Below are 14,050 nucleotides of genomic sequence, written 5' to 3'. Positions count from 1 at the left end.
TCCAGCATAAATCTTCTATTCACAAAGCGGCGGCAGATACGGTGCGTACTATTTCCTCGGCTCGTCCGTCCTACGACATATCGAAAAAACATCACAGCATGACGGCCATAGGGCCGATATGAAAGCATTAGGACTGTAATGTCAGACTCTTCCCAACGGCTGGGATCGGCAGCCAGCGCCTTTCGTTCGCGCAATTTCCGCTTTTATCAGTCAGCCCGCCTGGTGGGCATTCTGGGCGCCGAAGCGCAGACCATCGCCGTAGCCTGGCAGGTCTACCAGATCACGCACCGTGCCATCGACCTCGGCTACACCGGTCTGGCGCTCTTTCTTCCCGGCATCTTCTTCGCCCTCTTTGCAGGACACGTCGCCGACCGCTACGACCGCCGCAACATCATCCGCATCTGCTACATCCTGCAGGCGGTCTGCACGGCGGCCCTACTGTGGGTGGCGCTCACCGGCACGAGGAATGTCCTGTTTATCTACGGCGTTCTCTTTTTGATCGGCACCGGCCGCGCCTTCAGCGGCCCGGCCAGCTCTGCCCTGGTGCCGCAACTCGTGCCCAGGGATGACTTCTTCAACGCCGTGACCTGGGGCGCAACCTTCTTCCAGATCGCCAATGTCGCTGGGCCGGCGCTGGGCGGCATTCTGTTCACCCTGCCCCTCAGCGGGTCGCTGGCTTTTCTGCGCGGCGCGCCGATTGTCTATTGCTTCACCATTACGGGACTCACCGCCTTCGTCATCCTGATCAGCATGGTGAACCCGCAGGGTGCACCCGCCAGACGGGAGAACGTAAGCCTCAAGACGGTGCTGGCTGGGATGCATTATCTCTGGTGCAAAAAGCTGCTGCTGGGCTCCATCTCTCTGGACCTCTTTGCCGTCTTGCTGGGCGGCGCCGTCTCGCTGATGCCCATATTCGCGCAGGAGATTCTGCACGCCGGCCCCGCTGGTCTGGGCATGCTGCGCGCCGCACCCTCGGTAGGCGCACTCACCGTCTCGTTGCTGTTGACAGTGAGGCCGATCCGGCATGACGCCGGGAAGAAGATGCTGACCTGTGTCGGCATCTACGGTGTGGCCACAATTCTCTTCGGCCTGTCGAAGTCGCTTTGGCTCTCGCTGGCGGCACTTGCCGTTGTAGGCGCGAGCGATATGGTCAGCGTCGTCGTCCGCTCGTCACTGCTGCAGATGGCAACACCACCGGAGATGCGCGGCCGCGTCAGTGCGGTGAACTGGCTCTTCCTGGGGGCGTCGAACGAGTTTGGCGAGTTCGAGTCCGGCCTGACAGCGCAGTGGCTGGGCGCCGTGCGTGCTGTGGTCGTCGGCGGTGTTTTATCGGTCACCGTCACGGCGCTATGGAGCATCCTCTTCAAACCGCTCCGCGATGTCGATCAGTTGACGACCGAGGCACTGCTCTCCGCCAACGAGATGCAGACGGTCGCTGAGCCGGTGGAATAGAGCATTTTCCTTGTGGGGGTGATGTAGGGTTTCCGCATCTATGGGCGTTTTCCGCAATGAAAACGCCGCTGCACGCCCCTCACGGGATACCCAGCAACAGGGAAATGCGCTAGAGCATTCTAGTAAGCTTCTCTGCATGGAGACCGGGAAGAAGATCGCTATCGGCTGTACCGTTGCCGTCGTCCTCGCTGTCGGAGGCCGCCTGGGCATGATCGCCTATCAGCGCCACCAGGCCGCAACCGCAGTCGTTGAGAAACCCACCTTCGAGTGGAAGCTGACCGACGATGACATGGTGCATCTGAAACACCTCTACCCCAGCACCATGAAGGACGCCAGGGACCTGATCGGCAAGCGCGTCTGGATCTCCGCCGGTGGCCAGATGGAGTACTTCCCCTACGCCGGCAAACAGGTGCAGTGGAGCAAGAAGGCCGGCACTCTGCTGGGTGCGCAGCCGATGGACATCAAGGACATGATCACGCAGCGGCCGCCGAAAAGCGTCATTGCGACGCAGCGTATCCCCGCCGACAGCACGGCCATCATGGCGGTCTTCTCCAATCCGGACGACAAAGCGACCTATGCCGCAACCGTCGGCTACATCGAAAACGGCCAGTACACGTTCTACCTGGACGAGATGTTCTTCTACGACGACCCGCACACGCTCTACAAACACTGGGGAGCGGAGAACTGGGCCGCGATCGACAAACATGAGGCCAAGCTCGGCATGAGCGAGAACATGATGATGATGGCTTTAGGCCAGGTGAGCCAGAGCGGAAGCCAAAAGAAGGGCGACCGCACCGTGCATTACTACAACCTGGGCAAGCCCTATGACGTGACCTTCGTCAACGATAGAGCGACGAAGATCGAGCCTTCGAAATAGCCTTTTTTGTTTTTTGTCATTTCGTAGCGAAGCGGAGAAATGACAAACGGAAAGGCGTTCGAGCTACGCTCGAACGCACCATTCAACTATTCAACCAATCAACTAGTTTCTACCCAGGTAGGTCTTGTATTGCGTCTCCACCACACCCGTATTACGGGCGAGTTGCAGCTTAGCCTGGTTGTACTGGAAGTTCGCCGACACATACTGGGACTGGGCAGCGGCAAGCTGCGCCTCAGCCTGCACCACCGGCAGATTGTCGTCCACGCCGGCCTGATAGCGGTCAATGGTGTCCCTCAGCGCCTGGCCGGCCAGCTCAACGTTCGATCCCGCGACCTTCACCCGCTCAGAGGTAGAGGTCACATCCAGCATCGCGGACCGAAGCTGCTGGTCAATGCCGACACGAAGATCGGCGATCTGGTTCCGCAATGACTCCAACTGAGCATCGGCTACCTGACGGTCGCCCCGGAAGCGAGACTCGGCAAAGATAGGCACATCCAGCTTCGCCATCGCGCTGAAGGTGCCATGGTACAGGCCGCTGGCAGCCGCATTGGGAATATAGCCGCCGGTGACACCGTAGTTGCCCTCGAAGCTCAGGGCGGGAAGGCGCTCATAGGCGATGGCGCGGCGCTGGCGCTCATAGACGCGGATCTGAGCCTGCAGGCGGAGGAAGTCCTTCCGCCGCTGATAGGCAAGGTTCTTGGCGTCCGGGAGGGCCATCTGCGCCAGCTCGGAGTAGGGAACGATGTCGGTCAGCTCAATCGGCTGATTTGCCGGCAAGCCGATCAGGCGGTTCAGCGAGATCTTGTCCTTGGCCAGCGCATTCTCAGCGCTGATCAGCGCCTGCTGCTGTTGTTGGTACTGTGACCGCGCCCGCAGCACGTCAAGGTTCGTCCCAACGCCGGCATCATGCTGCGCCTGCGACTGGCGCAGGACCTCTTCTTCCTGCTTCAGCAGAGCCTGATTGTTGGTGACGTTGGCCGCATCTGCCAGGATGCCGAGATAAGTCGTACCTACCTGGAGCACCACATCGCCTCGGACCGTGGCCGTATTGAGGTCGGCGACCTGCTGCTGGGATTTAGCGGCACGGTAGACCTCGATGGCGGGCATATTGAACAGGTACTGCTGCAGGTTGACCTGCGCCGTAACCGTGTCGACCTTCACAATGCTGGGGATAGCCGATGCCGGAATTCCGAAGGCGGTGAGCAGTTTCCCTGCCTTGCTGGGGCTGAAACCCTGAGCTGCCAGGTTGATCTCTGCCCGGTTGGCCGTGCCCTGAATTGACATGTTTGGCGTAATAGCCTGCAGGGCCGTGCCCACCTGACCATGGAGCGAACGCTGCTGCTGCCGCGCCACGATGAGCTGCACATTGTGCTCCATGCCGAGCTGGATGGCCTCATCCAGCGTCAGCCGCCGGACCTCGGAGGTGGCCACACCGATCGGCACACCGTCGAATTTTGTTTGAGAGGCGGAAGGAGCGTCCGGAAGGTTCGAGATCGGCGGAATTGTGGTCGTGTCCTGCGCCAGAACAAGGGAAGCGGCGAGGGGCAGGGCAGCAAAAACCGATCGTATGGCGCGTGTTAGTCGTGTCATCTTCAGGCGTTCGTCTGTTGTTAGATTGTCTCCGCCCGTGCACGGTTGCGCAAAATTCTCCCGGCGGCAAAAACGAGTAAAATCAGCTTGCTCGCCCCGGCTGTTCGGCGACGTCCTTTAACCAACCCATTATGATGCGCACACCCAAGCTCCTGCTCGCCCTTGCCCTCACCGCCACCGCCGCCTCCGTGCCGGCAATGGCCCAGTTTGTCAGTGGCCAGGCGCCCTCGACGACCTTCAAAGACACCTCCATGCTGAAACCCCCGGCCGGCGCCAAGGTGGCCATCTGGGAGTTTGTCGACCTGGAGTGCCCGGCCTGCTCCCGCGCCTACCCCCTCGTCCACGAGCTGGGCATGAAATACGGCGTCCCCGTCGTCATGAAGGACTTCCCCCTGGGCGGAGCCCATATCTGGAGCTTTGACGCGGCTGTCTATGCCCGCTACATGCAGGACAAGCTGCCCAACGGCAAAAACATCGCCGACCAGTACCGTCTGGCTATCTTCCAGAACCAGAACATGATTGCCAGCAAGGACGACCTGCTGCGGGCCACCCAGAAGTTCCTGGCCGACCGCAAACAACAGCTCCCCTTTGTCGTCGATCCGCAAGGCGAGCTGGCAAACGAGGTCAAGACCGACCGTGCCCTGGGCGACCGCATCGGCATCAACCAGACCCCGACCATCTGGGTAGTCACCGACAAGGCGTTCCAGCAGATCTCCGACTTTGAACAGATCGAGCCTGCCATCCAGAACGCCAAGGCGCAGGCCGGCAGCAGCACCGCCGAGACCAAGAAGGTCGCGAAGAAGTAGCTTTCAGATCGCACAAGAAAAAGGCCGCCCGTCGGGCGGCCTTTTCTATATCCCCAGAGGCATACCGACATATCCGCGATAGCTCTGCATGGCGCTCACAGGGCAAATCCTATTAGCGGAGGGTGTGTCGGAAAAAACTGAGAAGCGTGAAGAAGATAACGCCGGCGCCGAAGACAAACAGTGCCGCGATGACGATAGGCCATACAACCCCTTCTTTCGCTGGAAACGCCTGTTCGTCGAACGTATGCCGCCTGGCAGCAAACATAAGGAAGATGCGATTGCCGTAGCCCGTCTTCAATATCGGTGACTTCATGTCGCCCCCGACCGAATGCGGAAAAGTATAAGCCGTCCGTAAAGACGCTGCACAATTCACTTCGGGCCCGACGGCCACACCCGCTGCACGGTGCGGTAGAGAACATCCTTCCGCTCTTCCGCATTGAAAAACGGGATCTCTTCGCGATAGAGCGCCAGCCGTTGTTCGTAACTTGCAAGCTCTGTCTTGATGGGCCAGTCGGTGCCGCCCATGATGCGTTGTGAACCGAAGGCATCGCGGACTCGCGCCACCATCTCATAGCTGTCGCGGAACGGATAGTTCTGTCTCGAGAGCGACCATAGGTGCGTGATCTTGACGAAAACCTGCGGATAACGAGCTAGATCCAATAACTTAGCAAGCGAAGCCGTATCCCCGATGGGACAGTCGGCCATATGGTCGATCACGACCGTAAGTCCCTGATTTTTGTCGATCAAGGGACGCACGTCCGGCAGCCGCGAAGCCGGCAGCAGCAGCGTCATAGGTACATGCAGCCGCTCACACTGAGCCCACAACGAATACATGCGCGGTTCGCGAATCCAGTCTCCGGAGGCATCGGCAGCAGGACTCCAGCGCACGCCGTCGCAGCCCTGTGAAACCCAGTAGATCAACTGATCCGCGGCATCCGGGGCCTCGGGATTGACGCGACAGACTCCGGCAAACTTTCCCGGAAAGCGCGTAAGGCAATCCACCAGATAGCGGTTGTCCCACCTGTAATGGGACACCTGAATCAGGACCGTGCGTGCGACCTGGTTGGCCTCCATGCGCCGCAGCAGCGTCTCGACCGAGGCGTCCACGCCCTCAGGCACATTGGCTCCCTCGGCAAACGGATATCGGGGATCCTTAACCCAGACATGAACATGGGAATCGATGATCTGCGGGGCAGCTTCTGCCATCGCTGGGAGAACAGCGCTTGCCACGACTGCTCCTGTATTTGCGAGAAAGGCCCGGCGGCTGTAACGCATGCTTCCTCCCGGCAGAGACACGATACCGTGTGGCGATTCCCCCTGCAAATGGCTGCATCTCACGTTCCGGCAGCCGCATCGGATAGCATGATGCCGCACCATATGCCTCATTAGGGAGGGCTGATGTCGAAGGTTCGTGTCGCAGGATTTGGAGTGTCCATCGATGGCTTCAGTGCAGGGCCGGAACAGAGTCTCAACGATCCGCTGGGCAAGGGCGGTTTTGACATCTTTCAGTGGTTCTTTCACACCAGGACCTTCAAGGCGATGCATAGTGATGACGGCGGCGGCTCCACGGATGTGGACGACAGCTTCGCCCATCGCGCGATGGACAACTTTGGCGCCTTTATCCTGGGCCGCAACATGTTCGGGCCGATCCGCGGACCATGGCCGGATGACTCCTGGAAGGGCTGGTGGGGACCCAACCCGCCGTATCACACACCAACCTTTGTACTGACGCACTATGAGCGTGAGCCCCTGGTCATGGAAGGCGGCACGACGTTCTTCTTCGTCACCGGAGGCATCGAAGAAGCGCTGCAACGCGCAAAGGCCGTCGCAAAGGACAAGGACGTAAAGATTGGCGGAGGCGTTTCGACGGTGCGCGAGTACTTGCGCGCCGGGCACGTCGACTCGATTCATCTTGCGGTATCGCCTGTCTTCCTCGGCAAAGGCGAACCACTCTTCCTCGGCATCGATCTACCGTCGCTGGGCTTCTCTATAACGGAGAAGGTCGTCACCGAGAAGGCGACGCACATCGTCCTGGAGAAGCAATAATTTTCCCTCCTCAGACACTGGGTGCCCCATCCATCGCATCGCGATGGGTGGGACGTTCGGGGTCCCGGCGAACTTGATTCCCTGGAGTGACGATTCGAGCTGCGTTCGAATCGCTTTTTTGTTTGTCATTTCGTAGCGACCAACGGGGAGCGGAGAAATCTGCTTCTCTATCCGTGCTCTAAAAAGCGGTCGCGCATAGCGAGATACCCCACGCTAGAGCATTTCTCCTGTAGGTGTAGTGTAGGGATTCGTTATCTATGGGCGTTTTCCATAATGAAAACGCCGCTGCACTCCACTTCCGGGCTACCCAGCAACAGGAGAAATGCTCTAAGGCCCAGCGAACGAGTTCGCCGGGGGGACCCACCCTTCGCGATAAAACCGCGAAGAATGGGGCAACAACGAGGCTCTCCAGAGCTCGATACGGCCACTAATGATGCTTAAAAAACTGAATCGCACGCTCATGCTTTTCCGCTGCTTCGCGGCTTGAAAACGTGCCCAGATTTTTACGCTTGCCCGTCTTCTTATCGGCGTGGCGGCTGTAGATACGGAATTCGCCGGATTTGAGTTTACGGATCATGACGGCGTTGGATGCAGCGCGCCCTCGCAAAGGAAGCTTTCCGGACAAAGCGCAAAAATGAAGAACGCTCCCCGAAAGGAGCGTTCTCGCAGTACCGCTTGAGCCGTTACTGAATCTGCACCAGCTCGCCATGACCTGCCGGAGCACCCGGGCTGGTCTGGCTGGTCTGCGGAGAGCGCCAGTGGTCGATGTAGCTGACCTGATGCACGCAGCTGATGGTGCAGCCCGGGCTGCAGGTCTTCTCTGTCAGGAACTCGCGCTTTACATCCGCGGTGGTGTACTGCGACAGCGGAGTCGCGGGGAAACCGCGCTGCTGGCTGCAGTAATGCACTAGGCCGTTCTCGCAGACGTAGAGATAACGTCCGCCGGCGCGGCAGCGCCAATCGTTGGTTTCGCCGTTTGCGATGGCTTCCTGGAAATGGTTGAAGCGCGAGTAGCTGCGGCGCGTCAGCTTACGGACCGCGTCCCACACCTTGCGCTCTTCTCCGCCCAGCGGCTTCAACTGTCCGTCGCCGTCATGGATGATGCCGATGGTCGAGCTGAAACCAAGTCCCAGGGCACGCTGCGATATGGTGTAGGCATCCTGCGGATTCTGAATGCCGCCGCCGACCACGGAGTTGATGTTCACGTGGAAGTCGGCATGCTCCGCCAGCCACACCAGGCGCTGATCCAGCACCTTGAGCGACTTCTTGGAGACGTCGTCGGGCATGACGTTGTCGATCGAGATCTGCATGTGATCCAGACCTGCCTTGTTCAGGCGCTGGATGCGCTCGGCGTTCAGCAGGTAGCCGTTGGTGATCATGCCGGCGATGGCGCCGGTCTTGCGGATACGCGCGATGATCTGGTCCAGCTCCGGGTGCAGCAGCGGCTCACCGCCGGAGATGGTAATCACCGAGGTGCCCAGGCGGCCGAGGTCGTCGATACGGCGCAGCATCTCGTCCAGCGGTACCGGCTTCGAGTGATCGTCGTACTCGTTGCAGTAGGCACAGGCCAGATTACAGCGGCGCATGGGCACAATCTGCGCCATGTACGGATGGCCGGTGGAGAGCAGCGCATGGGCAATAGAGCCCAGCTCGCGCACACGGCGCACAGCGCCCCTTACGCGGCGGCGGAGCGGCATGGGCCGCGGATTCTTCTGCGTGGCGGACTGTGTCATGGTGACCTCCTCTATTTTACCCTTTGGCCTCCCCCTAGAGACTCTTTTGGGTTCTCCGTAAGCTCTTTGGTGCTCCCCGGAGGCAAATCCGATGGCATACTGAAACCACCCATTCACAATCTGTACCGGGTCATCTGTGATCTCTTCCGTGTGAGGAATCGCTTTATGAAGAAGACCTTCGCGCTCTTGGCCGCGGCTGCCGTCGCCGTTCCCCTCGTTGCTCTGCTTGCCCAGGGGTATGGCGGCTCACCCATCTGGTGGGAGGCCAATACCGGCGAAAAGATGCCGCTGGCGGCCCTCTTTCGCGACTCCTCCGGCGACATTCTGGTCTACAACACCGGCGGCACGATGGGTACCCGCGACCACGCTTTCTTCTCCAAACTGGGGAACAACGACCGCGCCTGCATCACCTGCCACCAGCCCTCGGCTGCAATGAGCGTGAACCTCGAACGGCTGAACGAGCGCTGGCTGCAGACCCACGGGACCGATGCCGTCTTTGCAGCAGTCGACGGATCGAACTGCCCCATCCTGCCGCAGAAAGAAAAGAGCTCGCACTCGCTACTGCTGGAGCACGGTCTCTTCCGTATCTATGAGCCTTGGCCGGCCCCCGGCGTAAAGCCGGAGTTCACCATCGAAGTCCTGCGCGATCCCACCGGATGCAACACCGACACGGTCTATGGCCTGAAGTCGGCCCGGCCGACCATCTCCGTCTACCGCCGCCCTCGCATCGTGGGCAACTTCCGCTTCCTGACCGGAGGAGCCTTTACCGCCGACAGCCGTGCGGCAACGCTGGAGCAGCAGGCCATCGATGCCGTCCGCATGCACGAGCAGGGCAGCGGCAATCTTTCCCCAGAAGACCTGCACCAGATCGTCGAGTTTGAAGAGCAGCTCTTTGTCGCCCAAAGCCGGGACGAGACCGGCGGCGACCTCACCGAAGTCGGCTCTGCCGATGTCCTCGGACCCTGGACAATGAGCCGGACCCGCCCGGACGATCTGCACGCCGTCGCCGACCGCAACCTCGCCCGTTTCCTGGCCGTCGACGACTGGCCTTACCGCCGTCCGGAGAGCACGACTCCCCGCGATGTCTTCCGCGAGTCAGTCCTGCGCGGCAGCCGCATCTTCTCCACACGCACCTTCCACATCGGTGAAACCGCCAACCTGGAACACGTAGGCGGGCACAAGGTGATGGACGGCACCTGCGCCACCTGCCACAACGAGCGCTTTACTGGAGTCAGCAACCAGGGAGCATGGGCCGACATCGGCACCAGCATCAAGGGATGGATCGGCGATCGCCCGGAGCTACCGCTCTTCAAGATCACCTGCAACGCCGACGCGACACCGCATCCGTACCTCGGTCGCGTGATCTACACCAACGATCCCGGACGCGCACTGGTCACCGGCAAGTGCGCGGATGTCGGCTCCTTCGTCATGCAGCAACTCCGTGGCCTGCCGGCGCGTGCGCCGTACTTCACCGCGGGTACGGCGAAGAACCTGCACGAGGTCGTCGATTTCTACGACAAGCGCTTCAGTGCTCACTTCACTGAGCAGGAAAAACAGGATCTGGTGAACTTCATGTCAGTGTTGTAGAAAACTCTAACGAGATGCAGCAGATGTTCGCGCTGGCTTACGTGAAGGCTTCGCAGGCTTTTTCGTTGTCTTGAGTTCGGAGATCATCCATTCCCGCAGATGTGCGTTCAGGCGGGTCTGGTATCCCCGCCCCTGAGACTTCAGCCAGAAAACAACATCGGAGTCGATGCGAACCGTTACAGGCTCTTTCACTGGCCGATAAAAGCGGCCGCGTTCCCCCTTACGAAACATCTCGTCAGTCCATTCAGGGATATCGGACGTATCCACGTTGCGGTTACGTAACGCTTCAAGTTCGCGGACCTGCGCCGGAGTCAGCGGTGTGCCAGGAACTCGTTCATATCGAACGGTACGATTGGATTCAGACATCTTCTGATTTCGCGTCGACATATCGCTTTTTCTCTCCTTTCGTCGCCTCTCGCGCCGAGATAATCCGAATAACTTCTTCGCCATCTTTTTCGCGAATGGTATGGACCACCAATACGATGTAGTGACCCAGTACAAAGCCAATGGTCTGCCATCGCTCCTCGCCGTCTACGATCCGATCCTGTTCCGATATTGCATCAGGATCGTCAAAAACTGCGGCAGCCGTCGCAAAACTTAACCCATGCTTTTTGCGATTGCTCTGTTCTTTCTCAGCGTCCCATTCGAATAGCATCGGAGCAATTTGTACATACACGACTGTACAACAAAAGGCAGCGTTGAGGCTGCCTTTTGTTGTACTACTGACAAAATGTTTTACAGAGCAAACTGAAAAAGCATAGCGTGGCGGCGGTCCTGATCGTCGTCCATCTCACCCTTCTTCTTATCCTCGAGATGGACCGTCAGGGTCTGCTCCCGCTTCTCGCGCAGGATGGTCACGGAAACCGGCTTGGACTTGCCATCATGCAACGCGCGCAGCCAATCATTGCGTGTAGCCACGGCAACGCCGTTGACCTTCAGCACCACATCTCCCGCCCTCATGCCGGAGCGTTCGGCAGCGCTGTTGGGTTCAACATTCCGCACCAGCAAACCCTTGCCATTCGGAGATCCAAAGAACTCGGCGAGCTGCGGCTCCATGGGATCAAGCGTGACGCCGATACGCGGCAGGCCAAAGATTACCGAAGGGCTGGGAAGCAGCTTGTCGCCGAGGCGAGCGATGGAGCTCTCCTCGCGGCGCGAGGAACCGGCGCCGTCGATCGCGGGGTCCGGAACCACGAAGTGCTGACTCCAGGCCTTGCGCTCGATCTCGCTGCGATTCGCCAGCGTTACCTGGTAGGTCTGCTGCTGGCCGTCGCGGCTGACCACAAGACCGATCCTGCGGCCCGGGGACGACTCGTGCAAGATGCGGCGCAACTGATCTTCGTTCTCGATCGCCTGCCCGTCCATCTGCAGAATGACGTCGTGCTCCCGCAGACCTGCCTTGCAGGCCGGGCCGTCATGGTCAATCATGACAACCTCGACACCACGGCCATCTTTCAGTTTCAAAGATGAGATCTGGTCCTGCGAAAGATCACGGAAGTCCACGCCGAGATAGCCCTGCGCGGAGCGGTTTCCCGCAGCCAGCACGAGGCGCCATGGGGCCTGGTCGCTCCACTCCTGCGCGTGGGCTGCGGCTGTGCAGAGGCCGGTCGCCAGGGCAACGGCAACGATCGTCAGGCGAGAGATTCTATGCGCCGGAGAGTACTTCATGGCAGTACAAACTTCTTCCTCACACCAGTTCGACGAGACGGATGGCGTACTCGTCATCATCGGGGATTACTGGATCTGGCTGACGCTCTCAAGAGCGTTCATGGATGCGTTCCGTATATACGGATTGTCGTCCGTAGTGGATACCGTGTGCAAGACCTGTCGTACGGAGGAATCTGCCTGCACTGGCTCCAGCATATTGATGGCCTGCATGCGGACGTCGGGGTCGTGGTCGTTCATGATCGACTCCAGCACCGCATCGCGGACCCGCTGGTCGGTGGCCAGGTAACGCTGCAGCCCGTGGAGGGCGTTCATGCGGACCTTGCTGTCCTGGTCGTACCGCAGGCTGACCAGCAGGGTGTCGCGGACAGTCGATCCCGGCTTACCGGATTTCTGATCACTGTCCTCGTCACAGATGTGACCGGCCTTGCATCCCTCGGCCAGCAGCGCAATGGAGGAGTCGCGAACGTCGTTGCTGATGCCGTTCTTCGCGCCCATCAGAAGCAACTGCTTGATCTGCGGATCGTCCAGAGTACCCTGCGCCGTCTCCGGCACAACCCGGTTGTAGTTGACCTGCACCTGCTTGGAGTCGGGTGTCTGAACAATAGAGCTGATATTGGCGATGGTGGAGTCGGCCGAATGCTGCATCAACACCGGCGGAGTGGCCTTGGGAACGTGCGCCGCCTGGTAGCTGCTGATGGCCGAGCCACCAACAAACCCCGCACCCACCAGCAAGACAGCCAGCGCCGGAGCTGCCTGCACATGATGCAGACTGCCCATGACCAGAATCCGCAGACGTGCCAGAAGGCCCGGGGCAGGTTCAGCGTCCAGGGCCTCATCCAACTTTACGCGTGCCTGTGCCAGCAGGTTGGGTGAGGGCTCGGCAAGCTCAAAGGCGGCGAGCGTATCCTGCATCGCCGTCAACGACTCAAGTTCCTGCCTGCAGACCTCACAGCCTGCGAGATGCTCATCCAGTTCCGGGATTCTGTCGTCTGCCAACTCGCCATATGCGAGCAGGACGACCTCGAGTTGTGCCGATTCGCACTTCATTGCGTTCTACCTCTACCAGCCTCAAAATCTTTACTGCTCAACTGCTTTTCTGCGGATCGTCTCAATGGCTCAACCGTGCGTCCGCTTGGGTACCGCAAACTTCCCGTTCTAAGTCCGAAGCTCGGCCAGATTCAACCGCAGCTTTCGGGTAGCACGGAAGAGCGTGTTCTTTGCCGTCTCTTCCGTGGTATTCAACATCTCTCCGATCGTCCGGAGCTTCAAACCCTGGTAATGCTTCAACTCAAACACCATGCGCTCGCGCGGCGTCAGCTTGGTCAGTGCAGCCATAATCCGCTCGCCCATATCCTTGCGCTCCAACTCCCGTGCCGGATTCGCCATCGCACGTTCGTCGGAGACATTCGCCATCAGGTCCATCTCCTCCCCGGCGGCATCCAGCACCGTCGCCGGATCTTCCCGGCGGCTCTTCCGCCGGCGCAAAGCGTCCAGGCAGAGATTCGTCGCGATGCGATACAGCCAGGTATAGAACGAACTGTCGAAGCGGAAGTTATGGATGTGCCGGTAGGCCTTCAAAAACGCTTCCTGATGCACATCCTGCGCATCCTGCTCGTTCCCAAGCATGTGCAGCGCCAGCCGCAACACCGCCTGGTCATACCGGCGGACAAGCTGATCGAAGCTGGCGCGGTCACCCCTTTGCGCCGCCCGAATCAGATCGTCGTCCTCAGCGCGTTGCTGCGCACGGGCATCCATCTGGGCCTGTGTCAGCCGACCGCTGTTTCGTGCCGCCCGGGTTGCAGCCGCCTTTGCCATGGCTGCGGATGATTCTACCCGGCGGAGCCCGATACTGGCTCCCATACCGCTTCCCATCGGAGAAACGACGTTTGCACCTAAAACTTCTGTTCGCATCTATCTCTGACTCCGGAGTCAGGAAATCAATCTCATTCAGATAGACCGTGGCGTACAGGAAACGTAAGCAGAGGGAGACGGCGGATGGCCAATCACCGGCCGAGATGCGGCCTAGTCCTTGATAACGATTATCAAATTCACCTGCGTTTCAAGGGGAAAACCGTACCTCAGCGGCTGAAGCCGCTTATCTTCCTGCTTGGTTCGGCACGGCTGAAGCCGTGCCCTTAACAAGGTACAGACCGGGCAGATGGGTAACAGATTAGACCGGGGACATAGGTAACACTTTCGCGAGGTCGAGCGGAGGCGTGTAGAAGTCTGGCATGCCTTGGAGAGCGAGCGGAGTGTTGGAAGAGCGTGCCCGGTTTGCAGTGGAGTGGGAG

General features: G+C 59.7%; 15 protein-coding genes. 5 read left to right on the top strand and 10 right to left on the bottom strand.

Going from position 1 to position 14,050, the window contains the following annotated elements:
- The first annotated feature begins 138 nt into the window (after window positions 1-138).
- Together AB4Y89_RS13135 and AB4Y89_RS13130 are read left to right on the top strand one after the other, a co-directional pair.
- Window positions 139-1,452 (top strand): MFS transporter, encoded by a 1,314-nt coding sequence (locus tag AB4Y89_RS13135; RefSeq protein WP_442301385.1) that lies wholly within the window; start codon window positions 139-141, stop codon window positions 1,450-1,452.
- A gap of 136 nt (window positions 1,453-1,588) precedes the next feature.
- A complete protein-coding gene (locus AB4Y89_RS13130; RefSeq protein WP_442301384.1) occupies window positions 1,589-2,329 on the top strand; it encodes a hypothetical protein in 741 nt (246 codons plus the stop codon).
- A 102-nt stretch (window positions 2,330-2,431) separates the two neighbouring features.
- Here AB4Y89_RS13130 and AB4Y89_RS13125 read toward each other — a convergent pair whose 3' ends face one another.
- A complete protein-coding gene (locus AB4Y89_RS13125; RefSeq protein ID WP_442301383.1) occupies window positions 2,432-3,919 on the bottom strand; it encodes a TolC family protein in 1,488 nt (495 codons plus the stop codon).
- A gap of 131 nt (window positions 3,920-4,050) precedes the next feature.
- Between AB4Y89_RS13125 and AB4Y89_RS13120 the strand changes: the two genes are divergently transcribed.
- Window positions 4,051-4,725 (top strand): DsbA family protein, encoded by a 675-nt coding sequence (locus AB4Y89_RS13120; protein WP_442301382.1) that lies wholly within the window; start codon window positions 4,051-4,053, stop codon window positions 4,723-4,725.
- 112 nt (window positions 4,726-4,837) lie between these two features.
- Here AB4Y89_RS13120 and AB4Y89_RS13115 read toward each other — a convergent pair whose 3' ends face one another.
- The gene (locus AB4Y89_RS13115; RefSeq protein WP_442301381.1) at window positions 4,838-5,038 is read right to left on the bottom strand and encodes a hypothetical protein; all 201 of its coding nucleotides are present in this window, start codon (window positions 5,036-5,038) and stop codon (window positions 4,838-4,840) included.
- 56 nt (window positions 5,039-5,094) lie between these two features.
- A complete protein-coding gene (locus tag AB4Y89_RS13110) occupies window positions 5,095-6,000 on the bottom strand; it encodes an amidohydrolase family protein (RefSeq protein WP_442301380.1) in 906 nt (301 codons plus the stop codon).
- A 123-nt stretch (window positions 6,001-6,123) separates the two neighbouring features.
- Between AB4Y89_RS13110 and AB4Y89_RS13105 the strand changes: the two genes are divergently transcribed.
- Window positions 6,124-6,771 (top strand): dihydrofolate reductase family protein, encoded by a 648-nt coding sequence (locus AB4Y89_RS13105; RefSeq protein WP_442301379.1) that lies wholly within the window; start codon window positions 6,124-6,126, stop codon window positions 6,769-6,771.
- A 427-nt stretch (window positions 6,772-7,198) separates the two neighbouring features.
- On the opposite strand, the gene AB4Y89_RS13100 is transcribed toward AB4Y89_RS13105, so the two are convergent.
- Window positions 7,199-7,348 carry a hypothetical protein gene (locus AB4Y89_RS13100; RefSeq protein WP_187143281.1) on the bottom strand — a complete coding sequence of 50 codons (150 nt, stop codon included), beginning with the start codon at window positions 7,346-7,348 and terminating at the stop codon, window positions 7,199-7,201.
- 106 nt (window positions 7,349-7,454) lie between these two features.
- The gene (locus AB4Y89_RS13095) at window positions 7,455-8,468 is read right to left on the bottom strand and encodes a radical SAM protein (protein ID WP_442301648.1); all 1,014 of its coding nucleotides are present in this window, start codon (window positions 8,466-8,468) and stop codon (window positions 7,455-7,457) included.
- 201 nt (window positions 8,469-8,669) lie between these two features.
- Between AB4Y89_RS13095 and AB4Y89_RS13090 the strand changes: the two genes are divergently transcribed.
- Entirely contained in the window at window positions 8,670-10,091 is a 1,422-nt protein-coding gene (locus tag AB4Y89_RS13090; protein ID WP_442301378.1) for a hypothetical protein, read from the top strand.
- 6 nt (window positions 10,092-10,097) lie between these two features.
- Here the strand turns inward: AB4Y89_RS13090 and AB4Y89_RS13085 are convergent, their stop codons facing one another.
- From AB4Y89_RS13085 to AB4Y89_RS13065, 5 genes are all read right to left on the bottom strand, one after another.
- Window positions 10,098-10,478 (bottom strand): BrnA antitoxin family protein, encoded by a 381-nt coding sequence (locus AB4Y89_RS13085; RefSeq protein ID WP_442301377.1) that lies wholly within the window; start codon window positions 10,476-10,478, stop codon window positions 10,098-10,100.
- Complete coding sequence (locus AB4Y89_RS13080; RefSeq protein WP_442301376.1) at window positions 10,450-10,746, bottom strand: BrnT family toxin; 297 nt, start codon at window positions 10,744-10,746, stop codon at window positions 10,450-10,452. The genes AB4Y89_RS13085 and AB4Y89_RS13080 overlap by 29 nt, the downstream gene beginning before the upstream one ends.
- An 80-nt stretch (window positions 10,747-10,826) precedes the next feature.
- Complete coding sequence (locus tag AB4Y89_RS13075) at window positions 10,827-11,819, bottom strand: PDZ domain-containing protein (protein ID WP_442301375.1); 993 nt, start codon at window positions 11,817-11,819, stop codon at window positions 10,827-10,829.
- A gap of 6 nt (window positions 11,820-11,825) precedes the next feature.
- A complete protein-coding gene (locus tag AB4Y89_RS13070) occupies window positions 11,826-12,806 on the bottom strand; it encodes a HEAT repeat domain-containing protein (RefSeq protein WP_442301374.1) in 981 nt (326 codons plus the stop codon).
- Between the two features lie 108 nt (window positions 12,807-12,914).
- On the bottom strand, window positions 12,915-13,631 hold the full coding sequence (locus tag AB4Y89_RS13065; RefSeq protein ID WP_442301647.1) for an RNA polymerase sigma factor: 717 nt from the start codon (window positions 13,629-13,631) through the stop codon (window positions 12,915-12,917).
- Window positions 13,632-14,050: the final 419 nt, after the last annotated feature.

The organism is Terriglobus sp. 2YAB30_2 (assembly GCF_052114765.1).
In the GTDB taxonomy this organism is placed as follows: Bacteria; Acidobacteriota; Terriglobia; order Terriglobales; family Acidobacteriaceae; genus Terriglobus.
This window is presented reverse-complemented; position numbering and strand designations above follow the sequence as displayed.